The sequence below is a fragment of the Brevibacillus dissolubilis genome, assembly GCF_006170445.1.
GTDB classification, from domain to species: domain Bacteria; phylum Bacillota; class Bacilli; order Brevibacillales; family Brevibacillaceae; genus Brevibacillus_B; species Brevibacillus_B dissolubilis.
Window position 1 is genome coordinate 1 of sequence record NZ_VCNA01000002.1, and the last position, 19,166, is coordinate 19,166.

Sequence of the window (19,166 nt, forward strand, 5' to 3'; positions counted from 1 at the left end):
ATCGACATGCAGCCGTATGGCTTCACGTTTAATCGATTCTGGATAGCTTTGAAACTTCTGTCCTTTTACTGCCATAAAAAATGCACCCCCTAAAGTTCATCGGTTAAACCAGGGGGTTTTTCCAATGTCTACTTTAAGGGGTGCACTTCATTACCGCAAAGTCAGGGGCTTCCCCTATCAACTATGAATAATCACCCTATCAAGATGCTACTGCTTTTTCCCCTTCCTTCACCCCTGCCATCGAAACTCTCAGATAAATACTCAAACTCACAATGACAATCGAAGAGATCAATACAGGAAGATAACTGCTGTGTTTAAACTGGTCAAACAGCACCCCGAAGATCATCTGTCCCAGCGGAGCCGTCGCTGTCGCCAGCGTGACGACGAGTGACATCACGCGGCCAAGCAGCTCACCAGGCGTATTCTGCTGAACCATGGTACCGATCACGATGTTGAACACAGCACCGATTGCAAAAATCGAGAATCCGCACGCAGTGAAGAACCAGAACGGTACGATGCTGCTCGAAAACATGCCAGTGAACAGCGGATTAATCGATGCTGACGCAAGGAACAGGAAAATTCCGCTAAGACCGATGATCGAGAAGAAAATCCGCGCCCGATCCATGTTTTTGGTGAATTTTCCGATGAGGAACGGTGCCATCAGGCTGCCTGCCAAGACCAGACCTTCGCAAAGCCCGTACATTTGGTCAGACACCTGCAGGGTGATTTTGGTGATATACGCAATCCCTACGGTAAAAATCGGCCCAAGGAACAGGTTGACCACGAGCAGGGCCAAGAGGGTTTTCCAGAGAAGCTGGTCATTGCGGACGAAGCGGAAGCCCTGCCCGAGATCGGAAGCAAAGGTCTTGAAGATGTTGCCGGAATGCTGGCGTTTGACAAATTCGATAACAATACACATGCTGAGAATTCCGGCGAGCAGGAAGCTGAGTCCGTTGATTAATAGGATCACGTTCATACCCATCATGCTGTAGATAAGCCCGGCAAGTACAGGGCCGCTCAGGTTGGAGGTGGTCGTGATCAGGGTGTTGAGCGCGTTGGCTTCCATCAGTTGTTCTTTGGGCACCAGAGACGGAACCATGGCACGTACGGTTGGCTGATACACGGTTGTAAAGATAGCCAGCAGCATGACACTTACATAGATGGCTGGCATATTCAGACTGTCATTGGCAGATAAGAGCAGCATCACCCCGACGACGATGGCACTCAGGACATCCAGCACAATCATGATAGTGCGGCGGTTGAAGCGGTCGGCGATCACACCTGCAACTGGGCCAAGCAGGATGCTTGGGATCAGGGACATCGCGAGCACCGAGGCGAAAATCGTACCCGAGCCGGTCAGTCCCAGTACATATAGGGAAAGCGCGAATCGTTGGATCGTGCTGCCTAAGAGTGAGATGATCTGTCCGATCGTCAGAAAGGCAAAACTTCGATTTTGAAACAGTGGCATGTATTTATTCATGGGACTCCCCTTCTATCCGTTCACCGGCTCTGCTTTTTTTGGTTCGACAAAACACTTTTTCCGTTCAAATGGGTAGGTCGGCAGGGCGAGGCGGTGGCGCTGTTCGCCTGCATGCAGCTCTGTACGTTCAACCGGAGTACCAGAGAGCCAGTGTTGTCCCCACTTGATCAGCAGTTCACGTTCGTCTGCTTCTGCACCGTGTTCGTTTTGCAGGCGGGCCAGCAGGTTTTTATCCTCCTCTGCGGATGCAACGGCAGCGGTGTCATAGTTGGCGACTCCTGTAAAGACATGGAGCGGGTCGCGCTCACGCAAGGCTTGGGCCGCCTGTTCATGGGAGTTGCAGATGACGAAGCGGCGGTAACGGAACTGGGCACGTCCTATGAGTAACGTATAGGCGATATCGGCTAATTGGACGTCAGGATGATTGCTCACATATTCGGCAAGCTGATCGGTCGCCGCTTCCAATGCAGATGGGGTCTTCGCGGAGAGGACGAGGAGCTGCCATTCCTTGGAGTCGCCGGATTCTGGGCGCTGTGGTGCTTCCTCGATGATCGCGTGGACATTGGTTCCGCCGATCCCCAGAGAGGTCACACCGGCACGGCGCGGTACCCCCTCTGTTCTTTTCCAATCCGTCAGCTTGGTATTGACATAGAATGGAGAGTTGGCAAAGTCGATCTGCGGATGCGGTTTTTCATAGCCCAGTGTCGGTGGAATCTGTTCGTGTGTCAGAGACAAGACGGTTTTCATCAGGCTGAGGATGCCTGTAGCTGCTGCGGTATGACCAATGCTTGGCTTGATCGAGCCGATCGGGCAAAAGCCGACCTGATCGGTGGTCTCACGGAATGCCTGGGTCAGTGCGGAGATCTCCATGGCGTCTCCTAGCGGTGTACCCATCCCGTGTGTTTCTACATAAGAGATGGTGTCTGCCGGAATATCTGCGAGCGTGATGGCATCAGAGATGACGTCTGCCTGAGCGTCCATGCTGACTACATGGAAGTTCATTTTGCGTGAACCGTCATTGTTGATGGCGGTTGCCTTGACCACGGCATGGATGGTATCGCCATCCGCAATGGCATCTTCGAGTCGCTTCAGCAGGACGACCCCTACTCCGTTGGCTGGCACGGTACCGCCCGCTCTCTCGTCAAACGGGTGGCATTCTCCATCTGGGGAGTAGACCCCCTCTGGATAGTAGTCATAGCCCACTCCATTTTGCACCCCGACCGATACACCGCCAGCGAGAGCCATATCGGTATCGTACGTCAGCAACCCTTGGCATGCGAGGTGGAAAGCGACGAATGAAGCGGAACATGCGGACTGCGTGGTGAAGCTCGGGCCGTTCAGATTGAATTCATAGGAGACGCGGGTTGCCAGAAAGTTGGTTTCATTCGTGACAACGGCTTCCCGGAAGTCTATGAAGGTGAGTTTCGTCGGATCGATATTTTTCATCAAATAGGGCCAATAGTAATTGCCGTTGATTCCGCCATAGACACCTGTGCGCTTGCCAGAGGTCACGATGTCGTATCCCGCGTGTTCAAAAGCCTGCCAGCAGCACTCCATGAAAATGCGCTGCTGCGGGTCGATCAGCTCAGCCAGCTGTGGTGAAAACCCGAAGAACTCGGCGTCAAAATATTCGGGATCAATCATCAGCCCTTTTGCATAGACATGCCCAGGCTTACGCTCCCCTTCGACGGGAGGGAAAGAGGAAATCTGGGAGATTCCCTCTTTCAGATTGGTCCAAAACTCGTCTAAGCTGTTCGCGCCGGGAAAACGTCCGGCCATCCCGATGATTGCAATCTCGTTGCTCATCTATTATCTCCTCCTGTTGTTGCGCAGTCCTTTTTGGTTTTGAATCGCATCTCGTTTTCGTCTGGCCAGCTCTTGGGTCTGTGCCATGTCTTTTACCGTAGGTTTGTTCTGTTGATCGGTCTGCAGATAAGCGGACAGCTCCTCGATGGTCGTATAGCGGAACAGCTCGACCAGCGGGAATTCGCGTTCCAGCTCTTTTTTCACTTGCTGGTGGACGGTCATCAGCGAAAGCGAATTGCCTCCGACATCGAAGAAGCTGTTGGTCACCCCGACCTCGTGCAGACCGAGGACGGATTTCCAGATGGATGCGATCTTGTGCTCCATGTCGTTGCGCGGTGCGATCTGGTTGCCGAGGGCTGCCATCTGATTGCCTTCTGGTGCAGGCAGCTTTTTGCGGTCCACTTTTCCGTTGGAGGTAAGCGGCATCGCGTCGAGCTGCATGAAGTGAGACGGGATCATGTAGGTCGGCAGGTTGATGGACAGGTATTGGCGCAGATCGCTGATGCTGAGTGTGGCAGACGCTGTGAAGTAGGCGCACAGGTAGTCTTGGCCCAGCTCGTTTTTGCGTGCGATGACGATGGTCTCGTGGATCTCTGGATGGCTGAGCAGCTGTGTCTCAATCTCGCCGATTTCGATGCGGAAGCCGCGGATCTTCACCTGATGGTCGATTCGGCCTTGGTACTCCATCTCACCGTTGGGCAGCATCCGTGCGAGGTCACCGGAGCGATAGAGTCGTTCACTTGGGTTGTACGGGTTCACGATGAAGCGTTCGCTGGTTAGCTCTTCCCGGTTGAGGTAGCCTCGTGCCACACCCAGACCGCCGACATACATCTCGCCTACGACACCGAGTGGGACTAATTTTTGCTGTGGGTCAAAAATGTAGGTGGTCAGCGTCGGAATCGGTGTACCGATGTTGGACAGGTTGGTATCCATCTCCTGTGCCGTGATTTCCTTGTACGTCACGTGAACGGTGGTCTCGGTGATGCCGTACATGTTGATCAGCTTAGCCGCCGGGTATTTGGCATGGAACGGCTTGAGCCTGATCGGATGGAGCGCCTCCCCGCCGAAGATGATGCAGCGGATGGACAGGTCTGCCGTCTGGATCTGCTCTTCGATATGAAGCAGCGAATAGAACGCGGTCGGAGTCTGGTTGAGGATCGTGACCCGTTGTTTTCGCAGCAGTTGGGCGAATTCTTCCGGGTTTTGTGCCGTTTCTTTTGGTACGATGACCAGCTTGCCGCCATACAGGAACGCGCCGTACATCTCCCAGACCGAGAAGTCGAAGCAGAAGGAATGGAACATCGTCCATACGTCATTTTCGTTGAAATCAAACAGGCTCTGGTCGTTGATCATCAGGCGGACGACGTTGCGGTGTTCGATCATGACGCCTTTTGGTTTACCCGTCGTGCCGGATGTGTAGATGATGTAGGCCATGTCGTCAGGTGTGTTGACAGACGGCAGGTCGCTGCAATCGCCTGTGTAGATCGAATCGTCGTGAAGCTCGATCACTTCTCCGTCAAAAGGAACCGTGCCGATCCACTTGTCATTGGTTAACAATAGCTTGGCCCCGCTGTCTTCGAGCATGAAGGCTTTGCGGTCTTCCGGGTATTCCGGATCAATCGGCACGTACACCCCGCCTGCCTTGATGATCGCGATGATGCCGACGAGCATATCGAGGGAGCGCTCGATGAGTAAGCCGACGAAATCGTTCGGTAGTATGCCTTTGCTCCGGATGAGTCGGGCGAGTTGGTTTGCTTTTTCGTTCAGTTGGCGGTAAGTCAGGCTCTCTTCGCCGCATACCACTGCCGTGTTGTCAGGATGCAGACGGGCCTGTTCTTCAAAGAGTTGATGGATCGTCACATCGCTTGGATAGCCGGCATCGGTCTGGTTGAAGGTGACGAGCAGCTGATGCTTCTCCGCATCGGTCAGGATATCGACGTCAGCGAGGAGGATGTCCGGATTGCCCGCGACCGCCCGCAGAACCTGTGTGAGATGACCAGCGAAGCGTTGCATGGTTTCCCGTGCGAACAGCTTGGTGGCATAGGTGACATAGAAGCTGAGCTGCTTGTCAGAATCCATCGCGGTGACATGAAGATCGAACTTCGCCGCTCTCTGGTCGATGTCAAACGGCATCACGGTTGCACCGTCGAGCGTGAGCGTGCCATCTACGGCATTTTGCACAGCGAACATGACATCAAAAATCGGGTTGCGAGTCAGATCGCGCTGGAGATTCAATCTGCCGACCAGCTCTTCAAATGGATAGTCCTGATGCTCAAAGGCGTTCAGCGACGTTTCTTTGATCTCTTGCAGGAAGTGGGCAAACGTCTTCTGGCTCTCTGGATAACCGCGCAGGACAAGTGTGTTGACAAACATCCCCACCACTTGCTGCAGCTCTGCATGAGAACGGCCTGCGATCGGACTGCCGACGAGGATATCCTCTTGGCGGCTGTACTTGGAGAGCAACACTTGCAGGGCCGCTAGCAGAACCATGTAGATGGTCGTCCCTGTCTGCGTAGCGAGAGATCGGAGCGCCTGGGTCAGCTCGCTGTCTGCGGCAAAGGTGAGCAAATCACCATCGAAGCTTTGCACAGATGGTCTTGGGTAATCCGTCGGCATCTGCAGCACGGGCAACTCGCCGTCTAGTACCTGCATCCAGAAGGCTTCCTGGCGTTGCATCTGGTCGGTGTGGTACTGAGCTTCTTGCCAGGCGGTGAAATCTTTGTACTGGATGCGAGGTTCTGACCGCTCATCTTTGTTCGCATCTGCCTGTGCTTTTTCATATTGCTCATGGTCGCTGTAGATCGCGGAGAGCTCATCCAGCAGGATCTGCGTGGAAACGCCGTCTGAGATGAGATGGTGCATGTCCAGCATCAAAAGATGGCGGTTCTCTCCATAGATGACCAAGTCGGCGCGCATCAGCGGTGCCTGATCGATGGCAAATGGCTGGACGAACTGCTTGGCGGTCTGTTCAAGCTCATCCTCTGCCGCATGGCTGTATCCGAGTGTGAAAGCCAGAGGTTCATGAATCCGCTGAACCGGCTTGTTATCGATCCATTCAAACGATGTACGCAAGCTTTCATGACGATCCACCAGCGTCTGGAATGCCTGCTCCAGTCTGGCTGGTTCGAGGCTTCCATCGATTTTCCAGAACACAGGCATGTTGTAGTTGGTAGATGCCTCAATCATCTGACCGACGATGAGCAGACGCTTCTGCGCGGAAGAGACGGGGTAGGTGTCTCGCTTCTCTGCCAGCGGGATGCTCTCGTAATATACCGCCGTCGTCGCCGCTGCCTCTGACTCCGCCAGTTCCGCGAGAAGCGGGGCCAGCTCTGCGATGGTCTGGTGTTGGAAAATGGCGCGGATCGACAGCTGCACGTTCCACTGCTGATGGATGCGGGTGACGAGGACGGTGGCTTTGAGCGAATGTCCGCCCAGATCGAAAAAGTTGTCGTAGATGCCTGCACGCCCGATGCCGAGTACGTCTTGCCAGATGGCAGCCAGCACGGCTTCGGTCTCGTTGCGCGGTGCGGTGTACTCCACTCCGGTGTGCAATTGGTTGCTTGGTGCGGGCAGGCGCTTTTTGTCGATCTTGTTGTTGACCGTCAGCGGCATGCGCGCAAGCTGTACCAGATAGCTTGGGATCATGTAGGCGGGCAGCGTCTGTTTGAGATGCTGACGCAGTTCGCTTGCACCAAGTTCGCGTGTGGCTGTCAGATAGGCACACAGTTCGGTTTGACCTGTTGCGTCTGTATAGGGGATGACGATGGTTTCGTGTACCGCTTCGTGGGTCAGGAGCGTTGCCTCGATCTCCCCTGTCTCGATGCGGTGGCCGTGGATTTTCACCTGATCGTCGATACGGCTGATGTATTCCAGATTGCCATCAGGGAGCCACTTGACGATGTCGCCTGTCCGATACATGCGTTCACCTGGAATGAACGGATTCAGGACGAATTTTTCTTCGGTTAATTCGGGCCGGTTGAGATAGCCGAGCGCTAGTCCTGCGCCGCTGATGCACAATTCACCCGGCAGGCCGACTGGTTGCAGTTGGTTGGATGTATTGACCACATACACTTGTACGTTATCAATCGGGCCGCCCATCGGTACGAGCGAATCTTCGCGCTCTTCTGCCACCCAGCCTGTCGCCATGACAGATGCTTCGGTTGGGCCATAGCCGTTGACATAGGTTCGCTTTTTCCACGTATCTACGGTGGACTTGTCTGGTGCGGAGCCGCCTGTGAGCATGAAGCGCATGGATGGAATCCGGTCTGCTTTTACATTGACTAAAAAAACTGGTGACAGGATCGCGGCGGTCAGCTGATGACGGTCGACAAACTCTTCAAAACGGGACGGATCTTGTGCTGTTTCTTTGGTCATCAGATACATGGATGCGCCGTTCAACAGGCAGACGAAGATCTCCATGACCGCTGCGTCAAAGGCGAAGCTGGCAAACTGTGGCATGCGGTCCTGCTCGGTCAGACCATAGGCGGTATGGACAAAATGCTGCAGGTTGACGATGCCGTGGTGTGGGAGCATCACGCCTTTTGGACGGCCTGTCGTGCCCGAGGTGTAGATCACGTAGGCGAGATTGTCTGGCTGGATCGGGATGTTGAGATCGCTTGCGTCTGCGTGATAGACGGCAGTGTCATTGAGATCAAGAATCTCTCCGGCGAATGGCAGGTGGCTGTTGCTGTTGCTTTCGTCGTTCGTCTCAAGCATCACCTCAAGCAGATGGGTCTGTGTCAGCAGGAACTTCGCCTGACTGTCCTCCAGCATGTAGGACTTGCGCTCTTGCGGATACACCGGATCGATTGGCATGTAGGCGGCCCCGGCTTTTAGCACCGCGAGAATCGCGATGATCATCTCCAGTGAACGTTCGGTCATGATGGCAACGATGTCTTGCGGCTGTACCCCTTTTGCCACGAGAGTGCGGGCAAGCTGGTTCGCTTTTTCATTCAGCTCCGGGTACGTCAGCTCCGTTCCCTCGAAGTGAAGAGCCAGATGGTGTGCAGGCAGCATCTGTACGCGTTCTTCAAAGAGTTGTGGCATGGTTTTGCCGCTTGGATATGGGGCGCTGGTCTGATTGTGCTGCGCGAGCTGTTGTTTTTCTTGCGCCGTCACCATGTCGATCTCGGACAAGCCAATCTGCGGGTTGTCCACAATCTGACAAAGGATCTGCTTGAAGTGCCCAGCAAGTCGCTCCATGGTATCGCGACGGAACAGTCCCATACTGTAGGCAAAAGAGCCAGCAATCCCGTGACGGCTCTCCGTCAGCGTCAAGGTCAGGTCGAACTTCGCCACCTTGTAGTCAAACGAGTACGGCTTCGCCACCGCAGTCCCGAATGCAGGCGTCCCATCCTCTGCGTCATGCAGGGCGAACATCACGTCAAACAACGGATTGCGGCTGATATCGCGTCTGACCTCCAGCGTCTCCAGCAGCTGCTCGAATGGATAGTCTTGGTTCTCAAAAGCCTGTAGAGCACGCTCCTTGATCTCGGCCAAAAATCCAGTGAAGTTCTTATCCCATGCCGGATTGCCACGCATGACCACTGTGTTGACAAACATACCCACTACCGTATGCAGGTCAGCGTGTGGACGGCCTGCTGCCGGACTGCCGATCAGGATGTCGTCTTGACCGCTGTATTTGGCTAACAGCACGTGAAGGGAAGCCAGCAGAACCATGTACATCGTAGATCCGGTCTGAGCGGCCAGCTCTCGTAAGCCTTGTGCCAGCCCCTCTTCCATGACAAAAGGAATCCGGTCTCCTTCAAAAGACTGTACAGGCGGTCTCGGGTAATCGGTCGGCAGCTGTAGGACAGGAAGCTCGCCGCCAAGGGTGTGCTGCCAGTATGCTTTTTGCTCCAGCATGTAGTCGGTCTGGATCAGGTCTTCTTGCCATACGGCGTACTCCTTGTACTGGATGCGGAGGGGCGGCAGTTCTTTTCCTTCATATAAGGATGTCAGTTCTTGGAACAGGAGATTAAGCGATACGCCGTCCGTAATGATATGGTGCATATCGAGCATGAGCAGGTGTCGGGTCACTCCGTCTGTGAGGAGTTGAGCGCGGAAAAGTGGAGCTTGGCTCAGGTCGAATAGCTGGATGAAGGCTTGGACGGCTTGGTCGAACAAACCATCGCGTGGCTCCACCTGTCTTATCTCCATCTCAAAATCGACGGTTGCTTCGATGCGTTGCAACGGCTCCCCGTCTTTCCAGACAAAAGAGGTACGCAAGCTTTCATGACGGGTGACAAGTGTATGCAGAGCCTGTTCCAGACGGGTCGGATCAATAGCTCCTTCGATCTCCCACATGATTGGCATGTTGTAGTTGATGCCGTTCTCCTCCATCTGGTGGAGCAGAAGCATGCGTTTTTGTGCTGCAGAGACTGGGTAGAGATCGCGTGGCTCTGTCAGTGGGATTGCTGCATAGTCCGTGGTTCCAGCAGGCTTGGAAGTGGGCAACGCTCCCTCTCCCCCGATTTCCGCCAACATCGCCGCCTGCTCTGCAACAGTCGCATTCTCGAACACCGAACGGATCGACAGCAGAATCCCCAGCTCTTTATGAATCCGCGACACCAGCACCGTTGCTTTGAGTGAGTGCCCGCCTGCCATAAAGAAGTTGTCATGAATACCTACCCGGCTGAGTCCCAGCACCTGCTGCCAGATCTCGGCCAATTTGGCTTCCTGCTCATTGCGCGGTGCGGTGTAGGTCATGCCTGTGTCCATCGTTGGGTCTGGTTTGGGCAGGGCGCGCTTGTCCACTTTTCCATTGGTGGTCATCGGGAGCTGATCGAGCATGACGAAGTAAGACGGGATCATATAATGCGGCAGGTCTTGTGCCAGATGTGCCTTGATGTCTGCGATGCTCACCTGCTCGTCGGCGACGATGTAGGCACACAGAACCTTTTCACCGCTTGCTTCATCGGCGTGGGTAATCACGACGGCATCTTTGATCGTCGGGTACTGATTCAGCTTGGCCTCGACCTCACCCAGCTCGATGCGGAAACCACGGATTTTGACCTGTGAATCCATGCGCTCCAGATATTCGATGTTGCCGTCGGGCAGCCATCTGACCAGGTCGCCGGAGCGGTACATGACTTGTCCCGGACGGAATGGATTGGGGACGAACTTGCCACGGGTCAGCTCTGCTTGGTTCAGATAGCCGCGTGCGACACCATCTCCCCCGATGCACAGCTCTCCGGGAACACCGACAGGCTGGAGACGGTTGAGTGGATCGAGGACATACAGCTCGGTATTCGTGATCGGTTTGCCGATCGGGACGCTTGTCGCATGGGCAAGCAGTTCGTTGATCGAATAGGTCGCGGCAAAAACGGTCGTTTCGGTCGGGCCTTATCCGTTCGCCAATTTGCCAGGGCCGATGCGGTCGAGCGCTTTGCGGATGTGCGGTAGGGAGAGACGTTCGCCACCGACCAGCACTTTTTTGACATGCTGGAGGCAATCCACGTCGTGTTCGACCAGTGCGTTGAACAGAACCACGGTGCTGAAGAAATGATGAATCTCCTCGTCGCGGATGACCTGTGCCAGCTTAGGGATGTCGAGGACGGTTTCTTTTGCGATCAAAACCAGCTTCGCCCCATTGAGCAGTGCCCCGTATGTGTCAAAGGTACAGCCGTCAAAAGCGTAGTTGGACAGCTGCAGGAACGTACTTTCCGGACTGATCTCGATATAATTGGTCTCTTTTACCACCCGGCTGATGTTGGCATGGGTGTTGAGGATGCCTTTTGGCTTGCCGGTGGTACCGGATGTATAGATGATGTAACAGATGTCATCGGATGTGCTCAGGGCACCGAGATTGGTCGTCTCCTGCTCGGCAACCGCTTCATCACGAACGGTGATCACGGGAAGGTGGCCAGCAACAGTACCGATCCACTCAGGCTGTGTCACGAGGAGGACGGCTTGGGAATCTTCGAGCATGTATTCGATCCGATCCGCAGGGAACTCAGGGTCGATCGGCAGATACGCCGCCCCTGCCTTCAGGATGCCGAGGATGGCGATCTGCATCTCGAAGGAACGCTCGACCATCAGCCCAACCACATCCTGCTGCTTCACGCCTTGGCTGATGAGATAGTAGGCCATCTGGTTCGCGCGGGCGTTCAGCTCTCCATAGGTCATCGTCATACCGTCGAAGCTCATCGCGATCCGATCGGGATGATTCTCCACCTGTTCCTCGAAAAGCTGGTGGAGGGTCTTCTCTTTGGGACAGTTGGTTTTACTCTGGTTGAACTCTACGAGCAGTTGGTGCGTTTCAGAATCTGTCAGCATGTTGATGTGACCAAGCAGCATGTCAGGGTGTTCGGTGACGGCTTGTACGATCTGCTGGAAGTGGCCTGTGAGTCGCTCCACGGTTTCCCGTGCGAACAGCTTGGTCGCGTAGTCGATGGTCAGTTGGATGGTGTCAGCCTTTTGCTCGGCGGTCAGGGTCAGGTCGAACTTGGCGACATGATAGCCAGTCTCATACGGCCCAACGACAACTCCGTCCAACTCAGGCAGCTCCCGTCCGGTGTTTTGCATCGTAAACATCACGTCGAACAGTGGATGACGGCTCACGTCACGCGCGATGTTGAGCTTTTCCACCACTTTTTCAAATGGATACTCCTGATGCTCGAACGCAGACAGAGTGGTTTCCTTGATCTCCTCCAAAAACGCGCGGAACGGCTTCTCCGCCGTCGGTTGACCGCGCAGCACCAGCGTGTTGACGAACATTCCGACAATCGGCTCCAGATCGGCATGCGGTCTGCCTGCAATCGGGCTCCCCACCAGAATATCTTCCTGTCCGCTGTAGCGGGAGAGCAGCACTTGGAACACAGCGAGCAGCACCATATAGGCAGAGGTGCCAGTCTGGACGGCCAGTTGCTCCAGCTTGTGAGTCAATTCGTGATCGAGTTCGAGCGAAACGATCTCCCCTTCAAAACTCTGCACAGGTGGTCGTAAGAAGTCTGTCGCAAGCTCCAGCACCGGCAATTCACCTGACAAGGTGTCAAGCCAATAAGCTTCTTGTTTCTCCATCCGCTTGGTCTGGGTGCTGCTGTGCTGCCAGACGGCGAAGTCTTTATATTGAATCCGCAATGCCGGAAGTGCTCCACCCTCTCCGTGATACAGCTCTGTCAGCTCATCGAACAGGATGTGTAGCGAGACGCCATCCGAGATGATATGGTGCATGTCCAGCATGAGGATGTGTCGGTCTGCCCCATATGTGAGCAGCCCGGCGCGGAATAATGGTGCCAGATTCAAGGTAAAAGGTTGGATAAATGCGTTGGTTTTGGCTGTGAGTTCATCTTCACTCACCTGTTCACGCAGAAGGTGGAAGTCAAGAGATGGATGAATGCGTTGCACAGGCTCTCCGTCAATCCAATCGAAGGAAGTACGCAGGCTTTCATGGCGGTTCATCAGTTCTTGCAGGGCAGCTTCGAGCCGTTGGATGTCCAGCTCCCCATCCAGTGTCATCATGAGCGGCATGTTGTAGCTTAGTTCGGCTCCGTTTAGCTGGTGGAGGATCAGTTGACGTTTTTGGGCAAAAGAGACGGGATAGTCGTCTTGCACGGCTGCAGGCTCGATAGTCGTGAAGCCTTCTGTTGCGCTCAATTGCTGAATCTCGTTGGCTAACTGGCGAATGGTCGGCGCTTGGAAAATCGTGCGCAGCGGCATTTCTACATCAAATGTCTTGTGAATCTGGGAGAGGAGTATCATCCCCTTCAATGAATGACCGCCGAGGCCAAAAAAGTTGTCGTTCACCCCGATTGGTGTGTGTGGCAGGCCGAGGATGGATTTCCAGATGGCTTCCAGTTTTTTCTCGGTATAGGTCACGGGTGCGTCGTATTCGGTGTCACGCGTTGTGGTGGTGTCTGGTGTGGGCAATGCTTGTAGGTCGACTTTGCCATTCGCGGTAAGCGGGAACGCCTCTAGGAAAAGGAATGCGCTCGGGATCATGTAGGCTGGCAGATGTTGTTGCAGGAAAGCACGCAGCTCTGCCACGCTTACTGGTTCACGCTCACTCATTCGGTCGGTCGTGACGAGATAAGCGACCAGCTCCAGTTCCAAAGACCCTGCATCATGGGCGATGACGACCGCCTTTTCGACTTGTTCGTGCTGTTGGAGCGCGTGGGCGATCTCAGATGGTTCGACCCGGTATCCGCGGATTTTGACTTGATGGTCTGCGCGGCCGATGTATTCGATGGAGCCATCTTCGGAATAGCGTCCGAGGTCGCCGGTCCGATAGAGACGCTCGGTACGACCCAACCTATCAGCAACGACAAACTTCTCCTCTGTCAGCTCTGGCAGGTTGAGGTATCCGCGGGCAAGCCCTGCTCCGGCGATGTGAATTTCGCCTGCAATGCCTGCTGGTACAGGCTGGCCTTGTTGGTCGAGCAGATAGATTCGGGTGTTGTGTATCGGTCTGCCGATCACCGGGCGCGCTTGGAACGTGGACAGGGTGTCCCAGTCAAGCGGCGTGGCAATACAGCCGATCGTCGCTTCAGTCGGGCCGTAGTGATTCATGAACGTGGTATGCGGGACGTAGGTGTGGTAGGTTGCTACGTCGTGAGCGTTGATTTTTTCGCCGCCAAGTACGATGAGGCGCAAAGCGTTCAGTTTGGCAGTCTGGACAACAGGTTCCCCCGACCCTACCAGCGCATTCACGACCGTCTGGAACAGAGAAGGTGTCATTTTGATATAGGTAACCTGCTGCTCGGTCAGGTACTCAACGTGACGTATAGGGTGCTGATAGATTTCTTTTGCCACGATCACAAGCGTGCCGCCGTTCAATAGAGATGGATACAGACTCGTATACCCCAGGTCAAACCCATACGAGGATACCAGCGCGGCTCGGTCTTGGTTCGTGGTCCCCGCTTGGGCCGTGAACCAGTTGACATAGTTGACCAGTCCGCGGTGCTCTAGGAGAACGCCTTTTGGCTTGCCCGTGGTACCGGATGTGTAGATGACATAGACGAGGTCATCTGGGCTGTTGACTGGATCGGGATTGGAGGAGTCGCCTTGGTAGAGTGATTGGTCGTCGACAAAGAGCACGTCGCTTACCCCAATCTCTTGCGCCACGTCCCTTTGCGTCAAAACCATCTTGCTCTGACTATCCCGGAGCATATACGCGATCCGATCCATCGGGTGTTCCACATCAATCGGCAGGTACGCTCCCCCCGCCTTCATCACCGCAAAGACAGCAATCACCATCTCAACAGAAGGCTGGATCACCAGCGCGACGATATCATTTGGCTGTACGCCTTTTGCACGCAGGTGTCTTGCCAGTTGGTTTGCTTTTTCATTCAGTTGCTGGTAGGTCAGCTCCTGATCCTGACAGATGACCGCCACCTTGTACGGAAAGCGTGCCGCCTGTTCCTCCAGCATCTGATGGGTGGTCGGTGCGCTGTTGTGTTCTTGTGCAGTCTGGTTAAAAGCAAGCAACGCCTCTTTTTCCCCGGCGGTCAGCATATCCAGCTCACGTAAGCGACGGTCTGGGTTGCTTGTAATCGCGCGCAGCATCTCTGTAAAATGCTTCGCCATCCGCTCTATCGTCTGAGCCCGGAACAGCTTGGTACAGTAGGTCCACCGCAGCTGCAAGCCGTCACCCTCTTCCACAGCGGTGAGCGTGATATCCATCTTAGAGACATGGTATTGCGCTTCGTATGGGGTAACCGTCACCCCGTCCAAGCTCGGTATCGTACTGCCCATATTCTGCAAGACGAACATCACATCAAAAATCGGATTGCGGCTCGGGTCACGTGGGATGTTCAGCATCTCAACCAGCTCTTCTAACGGAACATCCTGATTTTCAAAAGCATGCAGCGCATCTGTCTTCACTTCAGCTAAAAATTCTTTGAACGTCTTCGCCGCAGTCGGGTACCCGCGCATCACCAGCGTGTTGACAAACAGCCCGACGATGGACTGCACATCCGCGTGAGCACGCCCTGCGATCGGACTGCCCACGATGACCTCTTCTTGCCCGCTGTATTTGCCAAGCAGCACCTGATAAGCCGCAAGCAGCACCATATAGAGCGTCGTCCCAGTCTGCTGGGCGAGCTGATGGAGCGCACGGCTCAGCTCCTGATCGAGATCGAAGGCCAGGGTCATCCCTGCGAAGCTTTGCACTGATGGTCTGGAAAAGTCAGTCGGCAATTGCAGAGACGGCAATTCGCCAGACAGCTTGTCTAGCCAGTAGATTGCCTGCTGCTCCTGCCCCCGCTCATCTTGCGTGGTCAACTCCGCCTCGGCTTGCCATACCGCAAAGTCCTTATATTGGATCGGTTGTTCCGGCAAGGTCTCACCCGCATAAATCTGAGAAAGCTCGTCAAACAATACCGTCATGGACACACCATCAGAAATGATATGGTGAATGTCGAGCAATAACAGATGACCCAAGCCATCATCTCTATACGTAAGCAGCTCTGCACGCAGTAATGGCGCTTGATCGAGCAAGAAAGGCTGTTGGAATTTTGCGACTGCTTTGTCGATCAACTCTTTTTTATCAGTGAAGGCAGAAGAAGTCTGCTTGCTTACAGCCAGCTGGAACGCAGCTCTCTCTTCCACGCACTGTACAGGCTCACCCTCGATCCACTGAAACGACGTACGCAGGCTCTCGTGTCTGTCGATCAACTGCTGGAATGCATGCTCCAGACGCCCTGCATCGACTTCCCCTTCCAGATCAAAAACCATCGGGATGTGGTAAGCCAAACCCGTCCCTTCCATCTCGTGCAGGATCAGCATGCGCTTCTGTGCCGACGTGACCGGATACGATTGCTGCTCCTCACAGCGCGGGATGGATGGATGTTCCCTTTTTTCCGCTTCCCGAATAAAGTCGGCCTGCTTGGCAATCGTGTCATGGACGAACAGATCACGAACCTTCATTACGATGTGGAATCTTTTCTGGAGCTGGGAGACGAGCACGCCTGCTATCAGCGAGTGACCACCTAAGTCGAAGAAATGGTCATGGATGCCGACAGAGCCAACATGCAGAACCTCCATCCAGACCGCAGCAAGCGCTTCTTCTGTCTCATCCCGTGGGGCGACGTACTCCACACCTGTGCTGGTGAATTCCGGCTTAGGCAAGGCCCGCTTGTCTACTTTTCCATTCGTAGTCATCGGAAGAGCATCCAGTGTGATGATATGCGTCGGGATCATATAAGGCGGTAGCTTTAGGGAAAGCTCTGCTTTGATCTCTGCTGTGTCGATCTCCTGATCCGCCGCGATGTAGGCGCAGAGATAGCGCTGGTTTGGCTCATCTTCGCGGGCGATGACGACGGAGTCTTTGACCTGTGGATGGCTGTTGAGCAGGGTCTCGATCTCGCCAAGCTCGATGCGGTAGCCCCGAATTTTCACTTGTGTGTCAATTCTGTCAATATAAGCCATATTGCCGTCTGGGAGCCATTTGACCAGATCACCGGTGCGGTACATGAACCCCTCTGGCTTGAAAAGATGCGGGATAAACTTCTCTCTGGTCAGTTCCTCCCGATTCAGATACCCCTTCCCTACCCCGTCCCCGGCAATGTAGAGTTCGCCGATCTCACCGGGTGGGACAAGACGCTGCAGCTCGTCCAAGACATAGACCTCTCCGTTGGCAATCGGTTTGCCGATCGGCACACTGGTCTGGTTCTTAGCCCAACCGTCAACCGTATAGGTCACTGCAAAAACGGTTGCTTCCGTGGGTCCATAGACATTGATCACTTTGCCCGGCCCGATGTGTTCATATGCTTTTCTCGCATGGTGGGCAGACATACGTTCACCACCGATGAACACACCCTTGATCCCTGTGAGGCAATCCACATCGTAATCGACCAAGGCATTAAACAACACAACCGTACTGACAAAAGAAGTCACTTTCTGCTCACGGATGACGCGGGCCAACTCCGGCATATCGATCACCGTATCTTTTGGGATCAGCACCAGTCTGGCCCCATGCAGAAGCGACGCGTAGATATCATACACACTGCCGTCAAATGCATAGTTGGAAAGCAGTAAAAAGGTATCGTCCGGCGTGATCTCGATGCAGTCCGAGGCCTTGATAAGATTCACAACATTCGAATGAGCGATCAGGCTCCCTTTGGGTCTCCCTGTCGTCCCTGATGTATAGATGACATAGCAGGCATCATCTGGCGTATTGACAGATTCCAGATTGGACGGGTCCTGTTCGGACAGGATGGGATCATCTACGGTAAGCACCTCTGTCCCACATGGCTCCTCTGCGAACAACCCATCTGCTATCTCTGCTTGGGTAAGTAACAACGGTGCATCCGCATCCGCAAGCATGTAGCGAATCCGCTCTGCCGGCAGATCCACATCAATCGGCATGTACGCCGCTCCTGCTTTGAGCACACCTAGCATGGAAGCGATCATCTCACAGGAACGGTCGGTCAACAGTCCAATGATCTGTCCACGCCCGATTCCTTTTGCACGAAGCAGCCGTGCCAGCTGATTGGCCCAGGCGTTCAGTTGGGCATACGTCCACTCTTCCCCCTCATAGGTCAAAGCAATACGGTCGGGAGACTCCCACACCTGCTCCTCGAAGAGCTGGTGCAGCGTTTTGCCTTTCGGATACGGCTTTTGCGTCTGGTTGAACTCCATGAGCAATTGGTCTTTCTGCTCTTGGGTCAGTACGTATGTTTCATCTTGATGAGGCATCCAGATACTCCTCCCTTTCCAAAAATCTTGTACACAAATAACATATACCAATCATCACAGTGTTGTTTTATTCCAAACAGTCAAAAAGTTATGATAAACATTTATTTTTTAACAAGTTTAGGTGTGACTCCGTATCTTTTTTTAAATGCTAGCGAAAAATTATTCAAATATTCGTACCCGACCTTCTCCGCCACTTCAGTGACCGACAGGCGTCCTTCCTCCAGCATGCATTTTGCTTTTTCCATCCGTTTTTCGTGCAGGTATTGAAAAACCGTCATGCCATACAGCTGCTTAAAACACTTCTGCAGCTTCCCTTGGTTCAGATAGACCATCTGGGACAGCTCCACCATGGATGGGGGCTGCTCCATATTGGAGAGGAGGATCTCGGCGGCCTTGGTTGTCAGCTCTTTATCCTTTCTGTTGAGCAAAGAACTCTCTTGGTAGCGCTTACAATATTTAACATGATCCAAAAAATAAGAAATCACCTCAAGCGACTTGGCTTCTAGATACATCGAACGGATCGCCTGACGGTAGGGACAGTCCAAGATCTGAGACATGGTCGACTGGATCGGTGAAGTCAACTCCTCCGAATACAGGAGGTACTGATTCTCATTCCCCAACAGGATCGTCTGCAGATGCTGTGGCAGTGTCTCCATCAGTCCCTTGTACGTGGTACGGAAAAAATGTCCGGGAACAAACACTTTGACCCATGTGCATCTCTCCTGACCGGGAAAATGGATGGCATTGCGATGCCCCGGATTGTACGAGACATGGCTAGACTGCGGCTCCTGAATGTACTCCATCTGCTGGTCGTAAATATATCGTCTGGCCCGTCCATGGAGCATAAAGCCAAAGGTGACCATCGGACTTTTCGTGCGTAGATCAAGATCTATCTGGTCATAAAACACCACATCTCCCACCATCAACCCGATGCCAGATGGGAAAAAATGCATATCCAACTTTCCTTCCCCGACAGGACGCGGCGATGTAAACGACCACTGGAACCCATCTGTGGACGGACTCATGTTCAGGTCGTGAACCAGCTGGTAGAGGGTATCTTGCCAATCCTTTGCTTCGATATCAATTTTCATAAGACCATGCCTCCCATCAACGCCGACGCGCAACAAATTCTTTTAAAATTAATTTTATTTATATTAAACCAAAATATATTAACGGTTATTAATGTAAAAAAATAAGCCACTCTGGAAGGGTTCCCTCCGAAGTGGCTTGGTCTGTGTTTTGA

Annotated in this window: 4 protein-coding genes and 1 pseudogene; all 5 read right to left on the reverse strand. The window is 53.8% G+C overall.

Features of this window, described 5'->3' with window-relative positions; genetic code table 11:
• Positions 1 to 199 precede the first annotated feature (199 nt).
• Positions 200 to 1,480, reverse strand: a complete 1,281-nt coding sequence (locus tag FGI41_RS02680; protein ID WP_139488384.1) for an MFS transporter — start codon at positions 1,478 to 1,480, stop codon at positions 200 to 202.
• A gap of 12 nt (positions 1,481 to 1,492) precedes the next feature.
• Positions 1,493 to 3,286 carry a type I polyketide synthase gene (locus FGI41_RS02685; RefSeq protein WP_139488386.1) on the reverse strand — a complete coding sequence of 598 codons (1,794 nt, stop codon included), beginning with the start codon at positions 3,284 to 3,286 and terminating at the stop codon, positions 1,493 to 1,495.
• 3 nt (positions 3,287 to 3,289) lie between these two features.
• Complete coding sequence (locus tag FGI41_RS02690; RefSeq protein ID WP_368656566.1) at positions 3,290 to 10,060, reverse strand: non-ribosomal peptide synthetase; 6,771 nt, start codon at positions 10,058 to 10,060, stop codon at positions 3,290 to 3,292.
• Positions 10,037 to 17,923 (reverse strand): annotated as a pseudogene (locus tag FGI41_RS02695) (non-ribosomal peptide synthetase); the annotation flags it as partial. The gene FGI41_RS02690 and the pseudogene FGI41_RS02695, both read right to left, overlap by 24 nt.
• 101 nt (positions 17,924 to 18,024) lie before the next feature.
• Positions 18,025 to 19,014 (reverse strand): helix-turn-helix transcriptional regulator, encoded by a 990-nt coding sequence (locus FGI41_RS02700; protein WP_139488393.1) that lies wholly within the window; start codon positions 19,012 to 19,014, stop codon positions 18,025 to 18,027.
• Positions 19,015 to 19,166 lie beyond the last annotated feature (152 nt).

What these genes read in the sequence shown, in the direction of transcription:
- FGI41_RS02680 (WP_139488384.1), bottom strand. Translation starts at nt 1,480, where the DNA reads ATGAATAAATACATGCCACTGTTTCAAAATCGAAGTTTTGCCTTTCTG.
- FGI41_RS02685 (WP_139488386.1), bottom strand. Translation starts at nt 3,286, where the DNA reads ATGAGCAACGAGATTGCAATCATCGGGATGGCCGGACGTTTTCCCGGC.
- FGI41_RS02700 (WP_139488393.1), bottom strand. Translation starts at nt 19,014, where the DNA reads ATGAAAATTGATATCGAAGCAAAGGATTGGCAAGATACCCTCTACCAG.
- FGI41_RS02690 (WP_368656566.1), bottom strand. Translation starts at nt 10,060, where the DNA reads ATGACCACCAATGGAAAAGTGGACAAGCGCGCCCTGCCCAAACCAGAC.